This window comes from Streptomyces sp. NPDC096048 (assembly GCF_044763415.1).
Classification (GTDB): Bacteria; Actinomycetota; Actinomycetes; order Streptomycetales; family Streptomycetaceae; genus Streptomyces.
In genome coordinates this window covers 616,452-631,214 of the sequence record NZ_JBIWGG010000002.1, presented here as the reverse complement: position 1 = coordinate 631,214, position 14,763 = coordinate 616,452, and the positions used below count along the sequence as shown (strand labels likewise).

The 14,763-nt window shown below is 71.8% G+C and carries 13 protein-coding genes; 8 read left to right on the top strand and 5 right to left on the bottom strand.

Translation table 11 applies throughout. The annotated features are described in order from the left end of the window. Positions 1-58 precede the first annotated feature (58 nt). Positions 59-1,471 (bottom strand): tetratricopeptide repeat protein, encoded by a 1,413-nt coding sequence (locus ACIQ6R_RS07555; RefSeq protein WP_404219506.1) that lies wholly within the window; start codon positions 1,469-1,471, stop codon positions 59-61. A gap of 99 nt (positions 1,472-1,570) precedes the next feature. Here ACIQ6R_RS07555 and ACIQ6R_RS07550 point away from each other — a divergent pair, with 99 nt between their 5' ends. Then, on the top strand, positions 1,571-3,007 hold the full coding sequence (locus ACIQ6R_RS07550; protein WP_404219504.1) for an FAD-binding oxidoreductase: 1,437 nt from the start codon (positions 1,571-1,573) through the stop codon (positions 3,005-3,007). A gap of 12 nt (positions 3,008-3,019) precedes the next feature. Here ACIQ6R_RS07550 and ACIQ6R_RS07545 read toward each other — a convergent pair whose 3' ends face one another. After that, positions 3,020-3,439 carry an SsgA family sporulation/cell division regulator gene (locus ACIQ6R_RS07545; protein ID WP_404176943.1) on the bottom strand — a complete coding sequence of 140 codons (420 nt, stop codon included), beginning with the start codon at positions 3,437-3,439 and terminating at the stop codon, positions 3,020-3,022. 253 nt (positions 3,440-3,692) lie between these two features. Here ACIQ6R_RS07545 and ACIQ6R_RS07540 point away from each other — a divergent pair, with 253 nt between their 5' ends. Then, positions 3,693-5,381, top strand: coding sequence for an RDD family protein (locus ACIQ6R_RS07540; RefSeq protein ID WP_404219502.1), 1,689 nt, complete (start codon positions 3,693-3,695; stop codon positions 5,379-5,381). 149 nt (positions 5,382-5,530) lie between these two features. Continuing rightward, the gene (locus ACIQ6R_RS07535) at positions 5,531-6,220 is read left to right on the top strand and encodes an RDD family protein (protein ID WP_404219500.1); all 690 of its coding nucleotides are present in this window, start codon (positions 5,531-5,533) and stop codon (positions 6,218-6,220) included. An 18-nt stretch (positions 6,221-6,238) separates the two neighbouring features. Here ACIQ6R_RS07535 and ACIQ6R_RS07530 read toward each other — a convergent pair whose 3' ends face one another. Next, complete coding sequence (locus tag ACIQ6R_RS07530; protein ID WP_404219498.1) at positions 6,239-6,523, bottom strand: hypothetical protein; 285 nt, start codon at positions 6,521-6,523, stop codon at positions 6,239-6,241. Positions 6,524-6,960: 437 nt separating this feature from the next. Between ACIQ6R_RS07530 and ACIQ6R_RS07525 the strand changes: the two genes are divergently transcribed. Both ACIQ6R_RS07525 and ACIQ6R_RS07520 read left to right on the top strand, forming a co-directional pair. After that, positions 6,961-9,312, top strand: a complete 2,352-nt coding sequence (locus tag ACIQ6R_RS07525; protein ID WP_404219496.1) for an immune inhibitor A domain-containing protein — start codon at positions 6,961-6,963, stop codon at positions 9,310-9,312. Positions 9,313-9,458: 146 nt separating this feature from the next. Then, a complete protein-coding gene (locus ACIQ6R_RS07520; protein ID WP_404219494.1) occupies positions 9,459-9,818 on the top strand; it encodes a hypothetical protein in 360 nt (119 codons plus the stop codon). A gap of 13 nt (positions 9,819-9,831) precedes the next feature. On the opposite strand, the gene ACIQ6R_RS07515 is transcribed toward ACIQ6R_RS07520, so the two are convergent. Further along, positions 9,832-10,419, bottom strand: coding sequence for a nicotinamidase (locus tag ACIQ6R_RS07515; protein ID WP_404176958.1), 588 nt, complete (start codon positions 10,417-10,419; stop codon positions 9,832-9,834). 49 nt (positions 10,420-10,468) lie between these two features. Further along, complete coding sequence (locus ACIQ6R_RS07510; RefSeq protein WP_404176961.1) at positions 10,469-11,815, bottom strand: nicotinate phosphoribosyltransferase; 1,347 nt, start codon at positions 11,813-11,815, stop codon at positions 10,469-10,471. Positions 11,816-11,913: 98 nt separating this feature from the next. On the opposite strand from ACIQ6R_RS07510, the gene clpS reads away from it, so the two are divergent. From clpS to ACIQ6R_RS07495, 3 genes are all read left to right on the top strand, one after another. Continuing rightward, positions 11,914-12,231 carry an ATP-dependent Clp protease adapter ClpS gene (gene clpS / locus ACIQ6R_RS07505; protein ID WP_055417159.1) on the top strand — a complete coding sequence of 106 codons (318 nt, stop codon included), beginning with the start codon at positions 11,914-11,916 and terminating at the stop codon, positions 12,229-12,231. Positions 12,232-12,272: 41 nt separating this feature from the next. Then, entirely contained in the window at positions 12,273-12,881 is a 609-nt protein-coding gene (locus tag ACIQ6R_RS07500) for a DUF2017 domain-containing protein (RefSeq protein WP_404176965.1), read from the top strand. Between the two features lie 340 nt (positions 12,882-13,221). Continuing rightward, positions 13,222-14,649, top strand: a complete 1,428-nt coding sequence (locus ACIQ6R_RS07495) for an amino acid permease (protein ID WP_404219492.1) — start codon at positions 13,222-13,224, stop codon at positions 14,647-14,649. The last annotated feature ends 114 nt before the right edge of the window (positions 14,650-14,763 follow it).

Genomic DNA, 14,763 nt, shown 5'->3' with positions numbered 1-14,763 from the left:
CGGCCGGGCGCGGCTGCCGGCGGACGGCCGGGCGCGGCTGCCGGACGCTCAGACGGGGCTACCCGGGCGGGTCCTCCACGGAGGGCTCGCCCAGCTCCGCCAGCGCACGCTCCGCCTCCGGCGCCCGCAGCGGCGAGAAGTACGGGTTGATCATCAGCGCCTCCCGCAGATGCCGCCGCGCGGGCCCGTACCGCCCCAGTTCCTTCTCGATCACACCCCGGTGGAACACGTGCAGCGCGCTGCGCACCCCGCCGCCCTGGTCGCCGTCGGTCGCGATCGTCGCGAACTCCAGCGCCTCCTCGTCCGCACCGGCCCGGTGCAGCGCCCAGCCCAGCGCGTCGGCCACCGCGATCCCCGGCTGGCGCCCCCACTCGGTCCGCAGCCGCCGCACCGCCGACGCGGCGTCCCCGTGGTCCGCCTCGAACCGTCCCAGCACCAGGTTCTCGTCGGCCCCGGCCGCCTCCGCGTCCCGCACCCGTGACCGCAGCAGGTCGTACTGCACCCGCGCGGCCTGCCCGAGCCCCAGCGACTCGTACAACTCGCCCAGCTCCAGCGCGTACTCCGGGCCGGGCCGCTTGGCCAGCGCCGCCTGGTACGCGGTCAGCGCGTCCGTCGTCCGGCCCAGCGCCGCCAGCGCACGCGCCTGCCCGGCCTGCGCGGCCCGCTGGTCGGGATCGGTGCGCAGCGCCTCCTGGAAGAACCGCAGCGCCTCCTGACGGTCCCCGCGCTCGAACGCCAGCCGCCCGGCCTGCTCCAGATACGCCGCCCGCTCGGCCGGCGCCTCGGCGGCCGCCGCCGCGTCGGAGATCTGCGCCGCCGCGTCCTCCCGCCAGCCCCGGTCCCGGTAGACTGCCGCGGCCCGCGCCCGGACCGCCGGTGTCCCCGGGCGCAGCTCCATCACCTTGTCCAGGGCCCGCCCCACGCCCTCGTGGTCGCCGAGACCGGTGTAGGCGTCGATCAGCACCGCGTGCGCCGTCCACCGCTTCGGCGCCGCCTTCGCCGCGCTCTCGCCCCACTTCTTCGCCGCGGGGAAGTCCCGCCGCGCCACGGCCAGCGCCGCCAGCCCTTCCAGCGCCTGCGGGTTGCGCTCCGCCCCGACCTTCAGGGAGGTGCGCAGCGCCTTCTCGGCCTTCGGCCAGTTCGCGGTGTCCGCCGTGCGCCGGCCCTGCTCGACGTAGGCCGCCCCCAGCACCGCCCACGACACGCCGTCCAGCGGATGCGCCCGCAGATGGGTCTCCCGGTCGCCGATCAGCACGGCCAGGTCGGGCAGTGCGGCCGGCACGCCCGTGGTGACCGCGCCGCGCGCCAGCGCCGCCGGCCCCGGCGCGGGCGGGGGAGCGTCGCCGCCGCCCCACGGCAGCAGCACCAGCACCCCGCCGAGTACGACGGACCCGGCGACGGAGGCGATCAGCACCCGGCGCCCGCGGCGTGAGCGCCACCCGTGTTCGGTAACCCTCTTCATGACCTCCATGGCGCTTACTGTGCGCCAATACGACGAGCACACCGGGACTTGCGCCGGGTGCCGTCGACGGGGTTCACACCGATGGCCCCCGGGTGCGAACCTCCGATCATGAGCCGTATCGAAGCGCCTCGCGACAAAGACGACGCAGCCCAGCAAGCCGGAGCGGTCACGGAGGCCTCCGGCACCCTCGTCGACCGGCTGCTCGCCGGCCTGCCGGCGGAGGCCGTCCTCACCGACCCCGACGTCACCACCTCCTACGCCAACGACATGGCGAGCTTCTGCCCGGCCGGCGCCCCCGCCGCGGTCGTCCTGCCGCGCACCGTGGAGGAGGTCCAGCACGTGATGCGCACCGCCACCGCGCTGCGCGTCCCCGTCGTCCCGCAGGGCGCCCGCACCGGCCTGTCCGGCGCGGCCAACGCCACCGACGGCTGCGTCGTGCTGTCCCTGACCAGGATGGACCGCATCCTGGAGATCAACCCGGTCGACCGCGTCGCCGTCGTCGAACCCGGCGTCATCAACGCCACGCTCTCCCGCGCGGTGAACGAACACGGCCTGTACTACCCGCCCGACCCCTCCAGCTGGGAGATGTGCACCATCGGCGGCAACATCGGCACCGCCTCCGGCGGCCTGTGCTGCGTCAAGTACGGGGTGACCGCCGAGTACGTCCTCGGCCTGGACGTCGTCCTCGCCGACGGCCGCCTGATGTCCACCGGCCGCCGCACCGCGAAGGGCGTCGCCGGGTACGACCTCACCCGCCTCTTCGTCGGCTCCGAGGGCTCCCTCGGCATCGTCGTACGGGCCGTCCTCGCCCTGCGCCCCAAGCCGCCCGAGCAGCTCGTGCTGGCCGCCGAGTTCGCCTCCGCGACCGCCGCCTGCGACGCGATCTGCCGGATCATGGAGGGCGGGCACGTGCCGTCCCTCCTCGAACTGATGGACCGTACGACCGTCAAGGCGGTCAATGACCTCGCCCATATGGGTCTGCCGGAGACCACGGAAGCCCTGTTGCTGGCCGCCTTCGACACCGCCGACCCGGCCGCCGACCTCGCCGCCGTCGGCGCGCTGTGCGAGGCCGCGGGCGCCACCCAGGTGGTCCCCGCCGACGACGCGGCCGAGTCCGAACTCCTCCTCCAGGCCCGCCGCCTGTCCCTCACCGCCCTCGAAGCGGTCAAGGGCACGACGATGATCGACGACGTGTGCGTGCCCCGGTCCCGGCTCGGCGACATGCTGGAGGGCATCGAGCGCGTCGCCGCGAAGTACGGCCTCACGATCGGCGTCTGCGCCCACGCGGGCGACGGCAACACCCACCCCACCGTCTGCTTCGACGCCCAGGACCCGGACGAGTCCCGGCGTGCCCGCGAGTCCTTCGACGAGATCATGGCCCTCGGCCTGGAACTCGGCGGCACCATCACCGGCGAGCACGGCGTGGGCGTACTGAAGAAGGAGTGGCTGGCCCGGGAGATCGGCCCGGTGGGCCTGGAGATGCAGCGGGCGATCAAGCAGGCCTTCGACCCGCTGGACATCCTCAACCCCGGCAAGCTCTTCTGACCGTCCGCCCCGTCACCGGGCGAGCAACTCGGCCAGCCCGTCGTCGATGCCGAGCTGCCCGCCCTCGGTGCCGGGCGGCACCGCGCACAGGGTCCGCTCCAGCCAGGCCGACACCTGCGCCGTCGGCGCCTCCAGAAGGGCGTCACCGTCCGGGCTGCTCAGTGCCATCAGCACGACGCTGCGACCGTCCGCCTTCGACGGCCACACCCGCACGTCACCGTGCCCGCACGGCCGGAACACCCCCTCCACCAGCAGTTCGCGGGCGAACGTCCAGTGCACCGGGTGGCCGGAGTCGATGTGGAAGGTGATGTGGACGGCGTACGGGTCGTCGGTGTGGTAGCCGAGCAGGGCCGGCACCGGGATGCCGCGCTCGGGCGACAGGATGAGCCTCAGCTCCAGTTCGCGTTCCACGACGGTGGTGTTGGGGTGCATGGCGGGGTGTCCTCTCTCGTACGGGTCCGCACGGGCCGCCTGGCACGGGCCCGCACGAGTGAGAGCGGCCGGAGCCGCGAGCGTTACGCGGGTTCGCGGAACTTTTTCCCCCACCTCTGTCCCGGCTGTGAAGGTCCATGCACGAGGTTGCCCGGAAAGGGGTGGGTCCGGCGGGACCGGCGGTGCGGATTGCGCCCGTCTGATAGATGTTGAGCCCCCATATCAACCCCCGAGCAGATACGGGACGACGGACATGAGCGCCCCAACCCCGGCACCCGGCGACGACAGGCCCCGCGAAGGGTATTACCCGGACCCGTCCATTCCTGGATACGTCCGGTACTGGAACGGCGCCTCCTGGGTGCCGGGCACCAGCCGGCCCGCCCCCAAGGACGGCGAGTCGCTCGCACCGCCGCCCGGCGCGCGGCCCTCCGTCGAGGAGACCGGCCCGCACTTCTTCGACGAGGACCCGGTCGAGGAGCCGCCCGGCTCCGCGTCCCAGCACGGCAGCCGCCCGGAACCCGCGACGGCCTGGGGCGCCGACCGCTCCCGCCAGTCCGGCTTCGCCGACGATCCGAACCACCGCGTCGCCTGGCCGGGCACCGCCCAGGGCGCGGACCCGAGGGTCCCGCACGCCCAGGCCGCGCGGCCGGCCGGGGGAGCGGCGGCCGAGTCCGGCCCCGCCGACGCGGGTAGCGGGACCGCCCTGCCGGGTCCCCGCGCGAGCGCCGTCGGCGGTGCCCAGGACGGTCATGGCACCGGCGGACCCGCCGGTGCGCACGCGGGTGCGGGCGTCGGCGCGGGGGCGCCGAGTGGCGCCCGGCCCGGGGCCGCCGGTGGCGGCCCCGTTCCCGCGGGCCCCGCGGACGGCGGCCGGTCCGCCGACGCCCGGTCCGCGCAGGGCGACGACGCCCGTTCCGGGCGGCCGGACGCCTCGACGGGGACCGCGTCCGGCGAGGCGGGGGCCGGGTCGGGCAACACCTTCGTCTTCCGGCGCCCGACGGCCGGGGCCCAGGGCGCCCAAGGCTCCCGGGCCTCGGACGGCGGCGCCGCCGCCGACGAGGGCACCATGACCTTCCGCGCGGTCTCCCCGCGCGCCGGCGGCCCCGGCTTCAACGCCGGGAAGGCCGCCGCCGCCCGAGCGGCGGCCACGCAGGCCCCCGCTCCCGCCGCGCCGGCCGCTCCCGCCGCCCCTTCCGGTCCGCAGCAGACGGGCGGCCCCACGGGCGGCCCGGCCGTCCCCCACCAGGCCGCCGCCCCGCTGCCCGCCGCCTCGCAGCCCGCCGCCTCCCCGCAGCAGTCCGCCGCCTCCGCCCCGCTCGCGCCCGGCCCCGGCGGCGGTCAGTCCTCGTGGGCGCAGCAGGTGCACCGGCTCGCCGGTGCCGGCGGGGACGAGCAGCCCGTCACGCCCTGGAAGCCGCCGGTCGAGGACGTGTTCCAGGCCGCCGCCCGGCGCCAGGCGGCGGCCCGCCCCGCCGGGCTCGGCAAGCGGCTCGCCGCCCGGCTGATCGACACCGTCGTCCTCGCCGGCGTCACCGCCGTGGCCGCCGTACCCCTCGGCGGCAAAGCGCTCGACCACGTCAACGGAAAGATCGACGAGGCCAAGCTCTCCGGCGAGACCGTCACGGTATGGCTGCTCGACGGCACGACGTCCACGTACCTCGGCATCGTCCTGGCCGTCCTGCTGCTCTTCGGCGTCGTCTACGAGGCGCTGCCCACCGCCAAGTGGGGCCGCACCCTGGGCAAGAAGCTGCTCGGCCTGGAGGTACGGGACATCGAGGCCCACGAGCCCCCGTCCTTCGGCGCGGCCCTGCGCCGCTGGCTGGTCTACAGCGTGCCCGGCCTGCTGGTCGTCGGTGTCGTCGGCGTCGCGTGGTGCCTGTTCGACCGCCCGTGGCACCAGTGCTGGCACGACAAGGCGTCCCGCACGTTCGTCGCGGGCTAGCTCGGCGGGAGGCGGGGAACCGCGCGAGCAACCACACCCCACCCGCAGCCGACCGCGATGAACCCCCGCCCCCCACCGCCGGAGGCCCCCGTACTCCGGACGGCGGCTCGCCGGATGCGCCGTCGGGGGGTTCGCGGTCGACTCGGGCCATGAGCAGTGAACCGCCCCCCGGCTCCGGCGGGCAGCCGCCGGAAGACGACCCGTTCAGGAAGCGTCCCTCGTCCCCTGGACCGGGCCCGGAGCCCGGCCCTGGCGACGGCGGCACGGGCTCGCCGTACGACAACCAGCCCCCGCCTCCCGGTGGCGGCGGCCCCTACGGCGCCCCGCCTCCCGGCGGAGGCGGCCCCTACGGCGGTGATCCGTACGGCGGCGGCCCCGATCCGCTCGCCGGCATGCCGCCGCTCGCCGACAGCGGACGGCGCACGCTCGCGCGGATCATCGACATGATCCTCGTGGGCATCGTGGTCTGGCTGCTCAGCTGGGCCTTCAACGTCCAGGAGTACCAAGTGGACGGCGACGAGGTCGAGATCGGCAAGTCGTTCGGGCAGTCGCTGATCGCCGCCGTGCTCTACATCGCCTACGACACCTACATGACCACCAAGACGGGTCAGACCCTGGGCAAGAAGTGGCTCGGCCTGCGCGTGGCCAACCTGGACAACGGTGCCACGCCCTCGGTGCAGACGTCGCTGATCCGCGCCCTGGTGCTGTGGATCCCGTTCGCCTTCTGCTGCGCCTGTGTCTGGACGATCATCGCGGGCGGCTGGAGCTTCTTCGACCGGCCCTACAAGCAGGGCCTGCACGACAAGGCCGCCAAGACGGTGGTGGTCAGCGCCCGCTGAGGTCCCGGGACAAGGGTGTCAGGCGGCGCGGCCGCGGGCCGGTTCGCGCGCCCCCGCGGAGACCCGGGCCGCCGGCACCGGCTCCCGGGCCGCGGCCGGCCTGCGGGCCGGCACGGTGGTCACCGTGCGCGTCCTGGGCAGAGGGGCCGTCATGGCGACCAGCAGCCCGAGTGCGAGCGCCGCGACGACGATGACGGTGATTCCGGGGCCCGAACTCGTCTGCGACAGCAGCAGCATGGCGAGCGTCGAGAAGATCACGGTGCACGAACCGTAGGCGAACTGTGCGGCAGTCGGACGGGGCATGGCCATCGTGTCCTCGGAAGACGATCTGGGGGTGAGACCGGCTGTCGGCCTGGCTTTCCGCCGGCTTCCGGGCGTTCCGCCAAGCGACTCTAACCCGCTGTGTGCCCGAGTGGAACCAGCAGTAAGCATGACCTAACCGACACGACCGATGCACGGGGGGCGCACGGATTCATGACGTCCGGGAAGTGGACGGTCCCGCGCGCCCGTCGGAGGGCGCCACGACGGCCACGGCGGCCCCAACGGTCACGATTCGGTGTCCGCAAAGCGAACCCCGGCTCCGCATAGTGCACTTGTTCTGCTCAAGTCAAGGTCTGTCTTTTCCGGTGAACCTCTAGTCAAATGTCGTCACTTGACTACACGCGTTGAGCACGTGTGCGCGGACTTTGCCATGTCCTTGTCCCCCCATCCGCGCGCGTGAACGCGGGGGAGGAACTCAAGTGACCAGCAGATCCTGGAAGTTCAGAACGGCGGCGACCACCGTCGCACTCGCCGCCGCCACCGCCACGCTCTCCGCGGCCGGCGTGGCGCAGGCGGACTCGCCCGCCCGGCCGCAAGCCGTGGACCGGCACGACCCGCACCCCGAGAAGGGCATGGACTCCCATGACCTCAAGGGCCCCCTGAGCGACACTCAGGAGGCCCAGCGCGAGGAAGCCCTCAAGCAGGTCATATCCGGCAAGGCCTCGGTGAAGAAGAAGGACGGCTCCAACGTCGTCCAGCTCAAGAGCAAGAAGGGCGACGCCAAGTACGTCGAGCTGGGCCGGGAGAAGACCGACAAGATCTTCACCATCCTGGTCGAGTTCGGAGACAAGATCGACAGCCGCTACGGCGGCGACGCGGGCCCGCTGCACAACCAGATCGCCAAGCCCGACCGGAAGACCGACAACTCCACGGCCTGGAAGGCGGACTACGACCGGCAGCACTTCCAGGACCTGTACTTCGGTTCCGGCAAGGGCGTCAACTCGGTCAAGACGTACTACGAGAAGCAGTCCTCCGGCCGCTACTCGGTCGAGGGCGAGGTCTCCGACTGGGTCAAGGTCGACTACAACGAGGCCCGGTACGGCAACAACGCCTGCGGCGACACCAACTGCCCGAGCGTGTGGAACGTCGTCAGCGACGGCCTGAACGCCTGGGTCGAGCAGCAGAAGGCGGCCGGCCGCACCGACGCCCAGATCAAGGCCGACGCCGCCCGCTTCGACGAGTGGGACCGCTACGACTTCGACGGCGACGGCGACTTCAACGAGCCCGACGGCTACATCGACCACTTCCAGATCGTGCACGCCGGCGAGGACGAGTCCGCGGGCGGCGGCGCCCAGGGCACCGACGCGATCTGGGCCCACCGCTGGTACGCCTTCGGCACCGACGCCGGCGCCACCGGCCCCGAGCAGAACAAGCTCGGCGGCTCGCAGATCGGCTCCACCGGCGTCTGGGTCGGCGACTACACCATCCAGCCGGAGAACGGCGGCCTCGGCGTCTACGCCCACGAGTACGGCCACGACCTCGGTCTGCCGGACCACTACGACACCGCCGGCGGCGAGAACTCCACCGGCTTCTGGACGCTGATGTCGTCCGGTTCCTGGCTCGGCACCGGCCGCAACGAGATCGGCGACCTGCCCGGCGACATGACCGCCTGGGACAAGCTCCAGCTCGGCTGGCTGAACTACGACACCGCCAAGGCGGGCGTGAACTCCTGGCACAAGCTGGGCGTCGCCGAGTACAACACCAAGCACAAGCAGGCGCTGGTCGTCGAGCTGCCGAAGAAGGCGGTCACCACCGAGATCGTAGTCCCCGCCGAGGGCGAGACCCAGTGGTGGAGCGGCAGCGGTGACAACCTCAAGAACACGCTGACCCGTTCGGTCGACCTCACCGGCAGGACCACCGCCGAGCTGACCTTCGACGGCTGGTACGACATCGAGGCCAACTACGACTACCTCTACACCGAGGTCTCGACCGACGGCGGCGCCAACTGGACCGCGATCGACGGCGTGGTGGACGGGAACCTGATCCCGCGCGACGCCGCCGACAAGCCCGCCCTGCACGGCACGATCGACGACTACACGAAGTTCGCGTACTCCCTCGACGCCTACGCGGGCAAGAAGATCGACCTGCGCTTCCGCTACCAGACCGACGGCGGTGTGGCCCAGAAGGGCTTCGCGGCCGACGGGATCGCGGTGTGGGCCGACGGCGAGACGCTCTTCACCGACGGCGCCGAGACCGCGGACGCCGCCTGGACGGCCGACGGCTTCACCCGGGTCGGCGCGTCCTTCACCAACGACTACGCGCAGTACTACATCGCGGAGAACCGGCAGTACGTGTCGTACGACAAGACGCTGAAGACCGGTCCGTACAACTTCGGCTTCAGCGACCGCCCGAACTGGGTGGAGCACTACGCGTACCAGAACGGCCTGCTGATCTGGAAGTGGGACACCTCCCAGGCGGACAACAACACCAGCCAGCACCCGGGCACCGGCCTGGTCCTGCCGATCGACGCCCACCCGACCGCGCTGAAGTGGAAGGACGGCACCCTGATGCGCAACCGCGTCCAGGCGTACGACTCGCCGTTCAGCCGCTACCGCACGGACGGCATGACGCTGCACAAGGCGGACGTGGCGAAGTACATCCCCGGCTCCAAGGGCGTCTCGGTCTTCAACGACCGCAAGAGCGACTACTACGACGAGTCGAACCCGACCGGCGGCGTCAAGATCACTGACACCAACACGAAGATCAAGATCCTCAAGGAGGCCAAGAACGGCTCGACGATCGAGCTCGAGATCGGCCCTGCGGGCAGGTAACTAGCATCTGCCCAGGTCAGAGCGTGATCGGCGGTGACCCCCTGGCGGGTCGCCGCCGATCCGTGTTTAGGTGCGTCCTGTGGTTCTCTTATTGACACCTGGTTCGACACCCGGACCTTCGCCGGCTGACACGGGGGTATGAGCGCATGGCCGCAGGAGGCTTCTGCAAGCTGCCGAACGGCACGGTGGTGGTGGCACTGAACCTGCCCAGCCCCGCCGCCCCGGAGGGCGGGGTCGCCGCCCCCGGGGGAGTGCGCTTCCTCGTCCACGCCCAGAACCGGGCGCGCGCCCTGACCAGGCTGCGCAACCTGGGACTGCGCGCGGTCTACCTGCGGGGCAACGCCGCCCCGCCGACCCCGGACGAGATCACCGCGGTCCTGCACCACCCGGACGGCCTCATATGGCGCACGGCACCGGTGGCCGGCGCCGTGGGCGGCCCGGACCTCGTCCAGGAGCTGTGGCATCCGATCCGGGCGCTGCTCAGACGTCCCACGGCCCAGACGTGACCGGCTCCCGGGGCTACTGGACGACCGGCTTCCCGGACAGCTCGACGCCCGCCTCCCGCAGCTCCTCCAGCGCCCGCTCGGTGGTCTCCGCGGCCACCCCGGCGGTCAGGTCGAGCAGCACCTGCGTACGGAAGCCCTCGCGCGCGGCGTCCAGGGCGGTGGCCCGCACGCAGTGGTCGGTGGCGATGCCCACGACGTCGACCTCGTCGATCTCCCGGGCCCGCAGCCAGTCGGCGAGGGCCGTGCCGTTCTCGTCGGTGCCCTCGAAGCCGCTGTAGGCCGCCGAGTAGGCCCCCTTGTCGAAGACGGCGTCTATCGCGCCGGACGCCACGACGGGGGCGAAGTTCGGGTGGAAGCCGACGCCCTCCGTGCCGGCGACGCAGTGCGCGGGCCAGGAGTGGACGTAGTCGGGGTTGTCGGCGAAGTGGCCGCCCGGTGCGACATGGTGGTCGCGGGTGGCCACGACGTGGCGGTAGCCGGCGGGCGCCTGCCCGATCAGCTCGGTGATGGCGGCGGCCACGTCGGCACCGCCGGACACCGCGAGGCTGCCCCCCTCGCAGAAGTCGTTCTGCACGTCTACGACGATCAAGGCGCGGCGCATGGTCGGTGTCCTTCGACTGGGTCCGATGTGAGGTTGAGGGGCACCAGCTCTAGCTACCCGAGCCCCCGTGCAGGTACTCCGTCGGAATGACGGGTTCCCCTCGGGAGAGCTGCGTGGCGGACAGCGGGAGGTTGGCGCGGGCGGCCGCGTGGCGGTCCCGGGCGGCGTCCAGCGGCTCGCGGGCGACGACCGCACCGCCCTTGACCAGCTCGACCAGGAGCTGCCGGTCGGCGAGGTCCTCGGGCACCGGCCCGGTGCCGACCACCTCGGCCTCGGCGTGGCCGTAGCGGTCCAGCCGCCGGGCGGCCCACTTGCGTCCGCCGATCGAGGTCTTGCCGCCGCTGGACTTCTTGGCCACCGGCACCAGCGGTGCCCCGTCCTCACCGGACTCCGCGCGGGCGACCAGCTTGTAGACCATCGAGGCCGTCGGGTGCCCGGACCCGGTCACCAGTTGGGTTCCGACGCCGTACGCGTCCACGGGCGCCGCCGCCAGCGAGGCGATGGCGTACTCGTCCAGGTCCGAGGTCACGACGATCCTGGTCTCCGTGGCGCCCAGCTCGTCCAGCTGCTGCCGTACCCGGTGGGCGACCAGCAGCAGGTCGCCGGAGTCGATGCGCACGGCGCCCAGCTCCGGCCCGGCGATCTCCACGGCCGTACGGACGGCCTCGGCGACGTCGTAGGTGTCCACGAGGAGCGTGGTGTCCCGGCCGAGCGCGTCCACCTGGGCCCGGAAGGCGTCCCGCTCGTTGTCGTGCAGCAGGGTGAAGGCGTGGGCCGAGGTGCCGACGGTGGGGATGTTGTAGCGGAAGCCGGCGGCCAGGTCGGAGGTGGTCGCGAAGCCGCCGACGTAGGCGGAGCGGGCGGCGGCGACGGCGGCCAGCTCGTGGGTGCGGCGGGCGCCCATCTCGATCAGCGGACGGTCCCCGGCGGCGGAGGCCATCCGGGAGGCGGCGGCGGCGATCGCCGAGTCGTGGTTGAGGATGGAGAGGATCACCGTCTCCAGCAGCACGCACTCACCGAAGGATCCCTCGACCCGCATGATCGGCGAGCCCGGGAAGTACACCTCGCCCTCGGGGTAGCCCCAGATGTCGCCGCTGAAGCGGTACTGGGCGAGCCAGTCCAGGGTCTCCTCGTCGACGATGCCCCGCTCGCGCAGGAAGCGCAGGACGTCCGCGTCGAAGCGGAAGTTCTCCACCGCGTCCAGCACCCGTCCGGTGCCCGCCACGACGCCGTAGCGGCGCCCGTTGGGCAGTCGGCGCGTGAAGACCTCGAACACGCTCCGCCGCCCGGCCGTGCCCGCCTTCAGGGCGGCTCGGAGCATGGTCAGCTCGTACTGGTCCGTGAAGAGCGCCGTCGAGGGAACGTCCACGGGCAGCCCTAGGTCCGCTGTGTTCATGGCAGGAAGCGTACCCCCATTTCGTCACTCTGACGATTTCTGGTTCCGTGGCGTGGCCCACAGGCCCGTTTGTGCGAGTGCCCCCCTGTGGTGGCAGCATGGGCCATGTGACGGCAGCCGCTCCCATGGAGATCGAGAAGACCGAATCGGCGGAGGAGGTCTTCGCCGTACCCGAGCCCGACGTGCCCTGGGTGACGATCGTCCACAACGACCCCGTCAACCTCATGAGCTACGTGACGTACGTCTTCCAGTCGTACTTCGGCTACTCCAAGGACAAGGCCACCAAGCTCATGATGGACGTCCATCGCAAGGGCCGGGCGGTCGTCTCCAGCGGCTCGCGCGAGGAGATGGAACGGGATGTCCAGGCCATGCACGGCTACGGCCTGTGGGCCACCCTCCAGCAGGACCGGAAATGACCCACGCCCGCCCGCAGGACGGAAGTAGCTGAATCGCCTTCATGCCCGGACAATTCGAACCACTCCCCGGCGGCGGTGCGGCCGTCGCCCTCGACGACGTCGAGATCTCCATCATCCGGTCCCTGGCCGTGCAGCTCCTGGAGCTGATCGGCCCCGGCCCCGCCGAGGACGCCTCCGACGACCCGCTCGCCGAGCTCTTCGCCGACGGCCCGAGCGAACCGCCCTCCGACCCGGTGCTGCGGCGCCTCTTCCCGGACGCCTACGGCGATCCCGAGGGCACGCCGCGGGCCGAGGAGGCCGAGGAGCAGCGGGCGCACTCCGCCGAGTTCCGCCGCTACACCGAGAACGACCTGCGCGCCGGCAAGCGCGACAACGCGCTCGGGGTCATCCGCACCCTGGACAGGCTCGCCTCGGCGGCCGCGGGCGAGGGCGGGGCGGTGCTGAAGCTGTCGGCGGAGGAGTCCCAGCAGTGGCTGCGCGCCCTGAACGACCTGCGCCTGGCGATCGGTTCCCGGCTGGAGATCGCCGACGAGGACGACACGGACCTGCTCTACCGGCTCCCGGACGAGGACCCGCGCAAGCCGATGGTGATGGCGTACCTGTGGCTCGGCGGGCTCCAGGAGTCGCTCGTCGCGACCCTTATGCCCTGATTGCCGGGACGGGTGTCCGCTCAGCGGACCCTCAAATCCGGGTAATGATCCCGTCAAGGAGTTACCCCGCTTCGTCCGTCTCGGGCGTCTTCTGCCCGGCTATGTCTGTGTGCTGTGTCACATGAGGCCCCTGTGGCCTGCGTCGCCGTCGTGGTAAATCTTCACGACCGCCCGGCGAACACCACCCGAATGTTCGGCCGGGTGCGCCACCGAGCCGGCGGACCGCCGGCCAGGCACCGAGCGGGACGTGAGGCCCGCTCGACTCCATCATCCGGGGGGATCGAGACCCGATCCGAGGCCGACGCAGGCCCGGGTCGGCATGGAGAAAGGCGCACCACACATGACCTCTGCGCAGGTCGACACGGACAAGGCCCCCGAAGAGGGCTACGAGCGCGGGCTCAACAGCCGTCAGGTCCAGATGATCGCGATCGGCGGCGCCATCGGCGTCGGCCTCTTCCTGGGCGCCGGGGCCAACATCGCCAAGGCCGGCCCCAGCATCATCCTCATGTACGCCCTCGCGGGCGTGATCATCTTCTTCATCATGCGGGCGCTCGGCGAACTCCTGCTCTACCGACCGGTCTCCGGCTCCTTCGCCGAGTACTCGCGCGAATTCCTCGGCCCCTTCTTCGGGTACTTCACCGGCTGGACGTACTGGCTGATGTGGGTGGTCACCGGCATGGCGGAACTCACCGCCGCCGCCATCTACATCCACTACTGGTTCCCGGACATCCCGCAGTGGGTGTCGGCCCTCGTCTTCCTGGTCCTGCTGTTCGTCGCCAACCTGATCTCGGTGAAGCTCTTCGGCGAGATCGAGTTCTGGTTCTCGATGGTCAAGGTCACCGCCATCATCGGCATGATCGTGATCGGCGTCGGCGTGCTCACCCTCGGCTTCAGCCAGGCCGGCGACACTGCCGCCGTCTCCAACCTGTGGGCCTTCGACGGCTTCTTCCCCAAGGGCATCGGCTCGTCCCTGATGACCCTCCAGGGCGTCATGTTCGCCTACCTCGCCGTCGAGCTGGTCGGCGTCACCGCCGGCGAGTCGGAGAACCCGGAGAAGACCCTCCCCAGGGCGATCAACACCCTGCCCTGGCGCATCGCCCTGTTCTACGTCGGCGCCCTCACCGTCATCCTCGCCGTCGTGAAGTGGACCGAGTTCGCCGAGGGCGTCAGCCCCTTCGTGAAGGCCTTCACGGTCATCGGCATCCCGGCCGGCGCCGGCATCGTCAACTTCGTGGTGCTCACCGCCGCCCTGTCGTCCTGCAACTCCGGCATGTACTCCACGGGCCGCATGCTGCGCACCCTCGCGGACAACGGCGAGGCCCCCGGGATCTTCAGCCGGCTGTCGTCGACCAAGACCCCGGCCCTCGGCATCGGCATCTCGGTGATCTTCATGGGCATCGGCGTGGTCCTGAACTACGTCGTCCCCGAGAAGGCCTTCGGCTACGTCACCTCCATCGCCACCGCCGCCGGCATCTGGACCTGGCTGATGATCCTCATCAGCCACGTGCTGTACCGCCGCAAGGTCGTCGCGGGGCAGCTGCCCGCCTCCTCCTTCCCGGCGCCGGGCGGCTCGGTCTGCTCGTACATCGCCATCGTCTTCCTGCTCTTCGTCACCTGCCTGATCGCCATCGACGCCGACGCCCGTGTCTGCCTGTACGTGATGGCCGGCTGGGCCGCCGCCCTCGGCATCGGCTGGGCCGTGCTGAAGAGCCGCAACCCGGACATCACCGAGCGGCGCGGCGAACCGGAGCTGGAGAAGATCCTCTGACCTGCGCGTTCTCGCGCATCCGGGACGTCCGGTCACCGGGGATGCTCCTGGCATCCGCTCCGGCCGCCGCTCAGGGCGTCCAGCATGCGGGCCGTCCCGTACCACCCACCGGTA

Coding starts and splice junctions, on each gene's coding strand:
- ACIQ6R_RS07510 (WP_404176961.1), bottom strand. CDS start 11,815: ATGAACACAGCGGACCTAGGGCTGCCCGTGGACGTTCCCTCGACGGCG.
- ACIQ6R_RS07530 (WP_404219498.1), bottom strand. CDS start 6,523: ATGCCCCGTCCGACTGCCGCACAGTTCGCCTACGGTTCGTGCACCGTG.
- ACIQ6R_RS07550 (WP_404219504.1), top strand. CDS start 1,571: ATGAGCCGTATCGAAGCGCCTCGCGACAAAGACGACGCAGCCCAGCAA.
- ACIQ6R_RS07540 (WP_404219502.1), top strand. CDS start 3,693: ATGAGCGCCCCAACCCCGGCACCCGGCGACGACAGGCCCCGCGAAGGG.
- ACIQ6R_RS07500 (WP_404176965.1), top strand. CDS start 12,273: ATGCCCGGACAATTCGAACCACTCCCCGGCGGCGGTGCGGCCGTCGCC.
- ACIQ6R_RS07535 (WP_404219500.1), top strand. CDS start 5,531: ATGAGCAGTGAACCGCCCCCCGGCTCCGGCGGGCAGCCGCCGGAAGAC.
- ACIQ6R_RS07555 (WP_404219506.1), bottom strand. CDS start 1,471: ATGGAGGTCATGAAGAGGGTTACCGAACACGGGTGGCGCTCACGCCGC.
- clpS (WP_055417159.1), top strand. CDS start 11,914: ATGGGCCATGTGACGGCAGCCGCTCCCATGGAGATCGAGAAGACCGAA.
- ACIQ6R_RS07495 (WP_404219492.1), top strand. CDS start 13,222: ATGACCTCTGCGCAGGTCGACACGGACAAGGCCCCCGAAGAGGGCTAC.
- ACIQ6R_RS07515 (WP_404176958.1), bottom strand. CDS start 10,419: ATGCGCCGCGCCTTGATCGTCGTAGACGTGCAGAACGACTTCTGCGAG.
- ACIQ6R_RS07520 (WP_404219494.1), top strand. CDS start 9,459: ATGGCCGCAGGAGGCTTCTGCAAGCTGCCGAACGGCACGGTGGTGGTG.
- ACIQ6R_RS07545 (WP_404176943.1), bottom strand. CDS start 3,439: ATGCACCCCAACACCACCGTCGTGGAACGCGAACTGGAGCTGAGGCTC.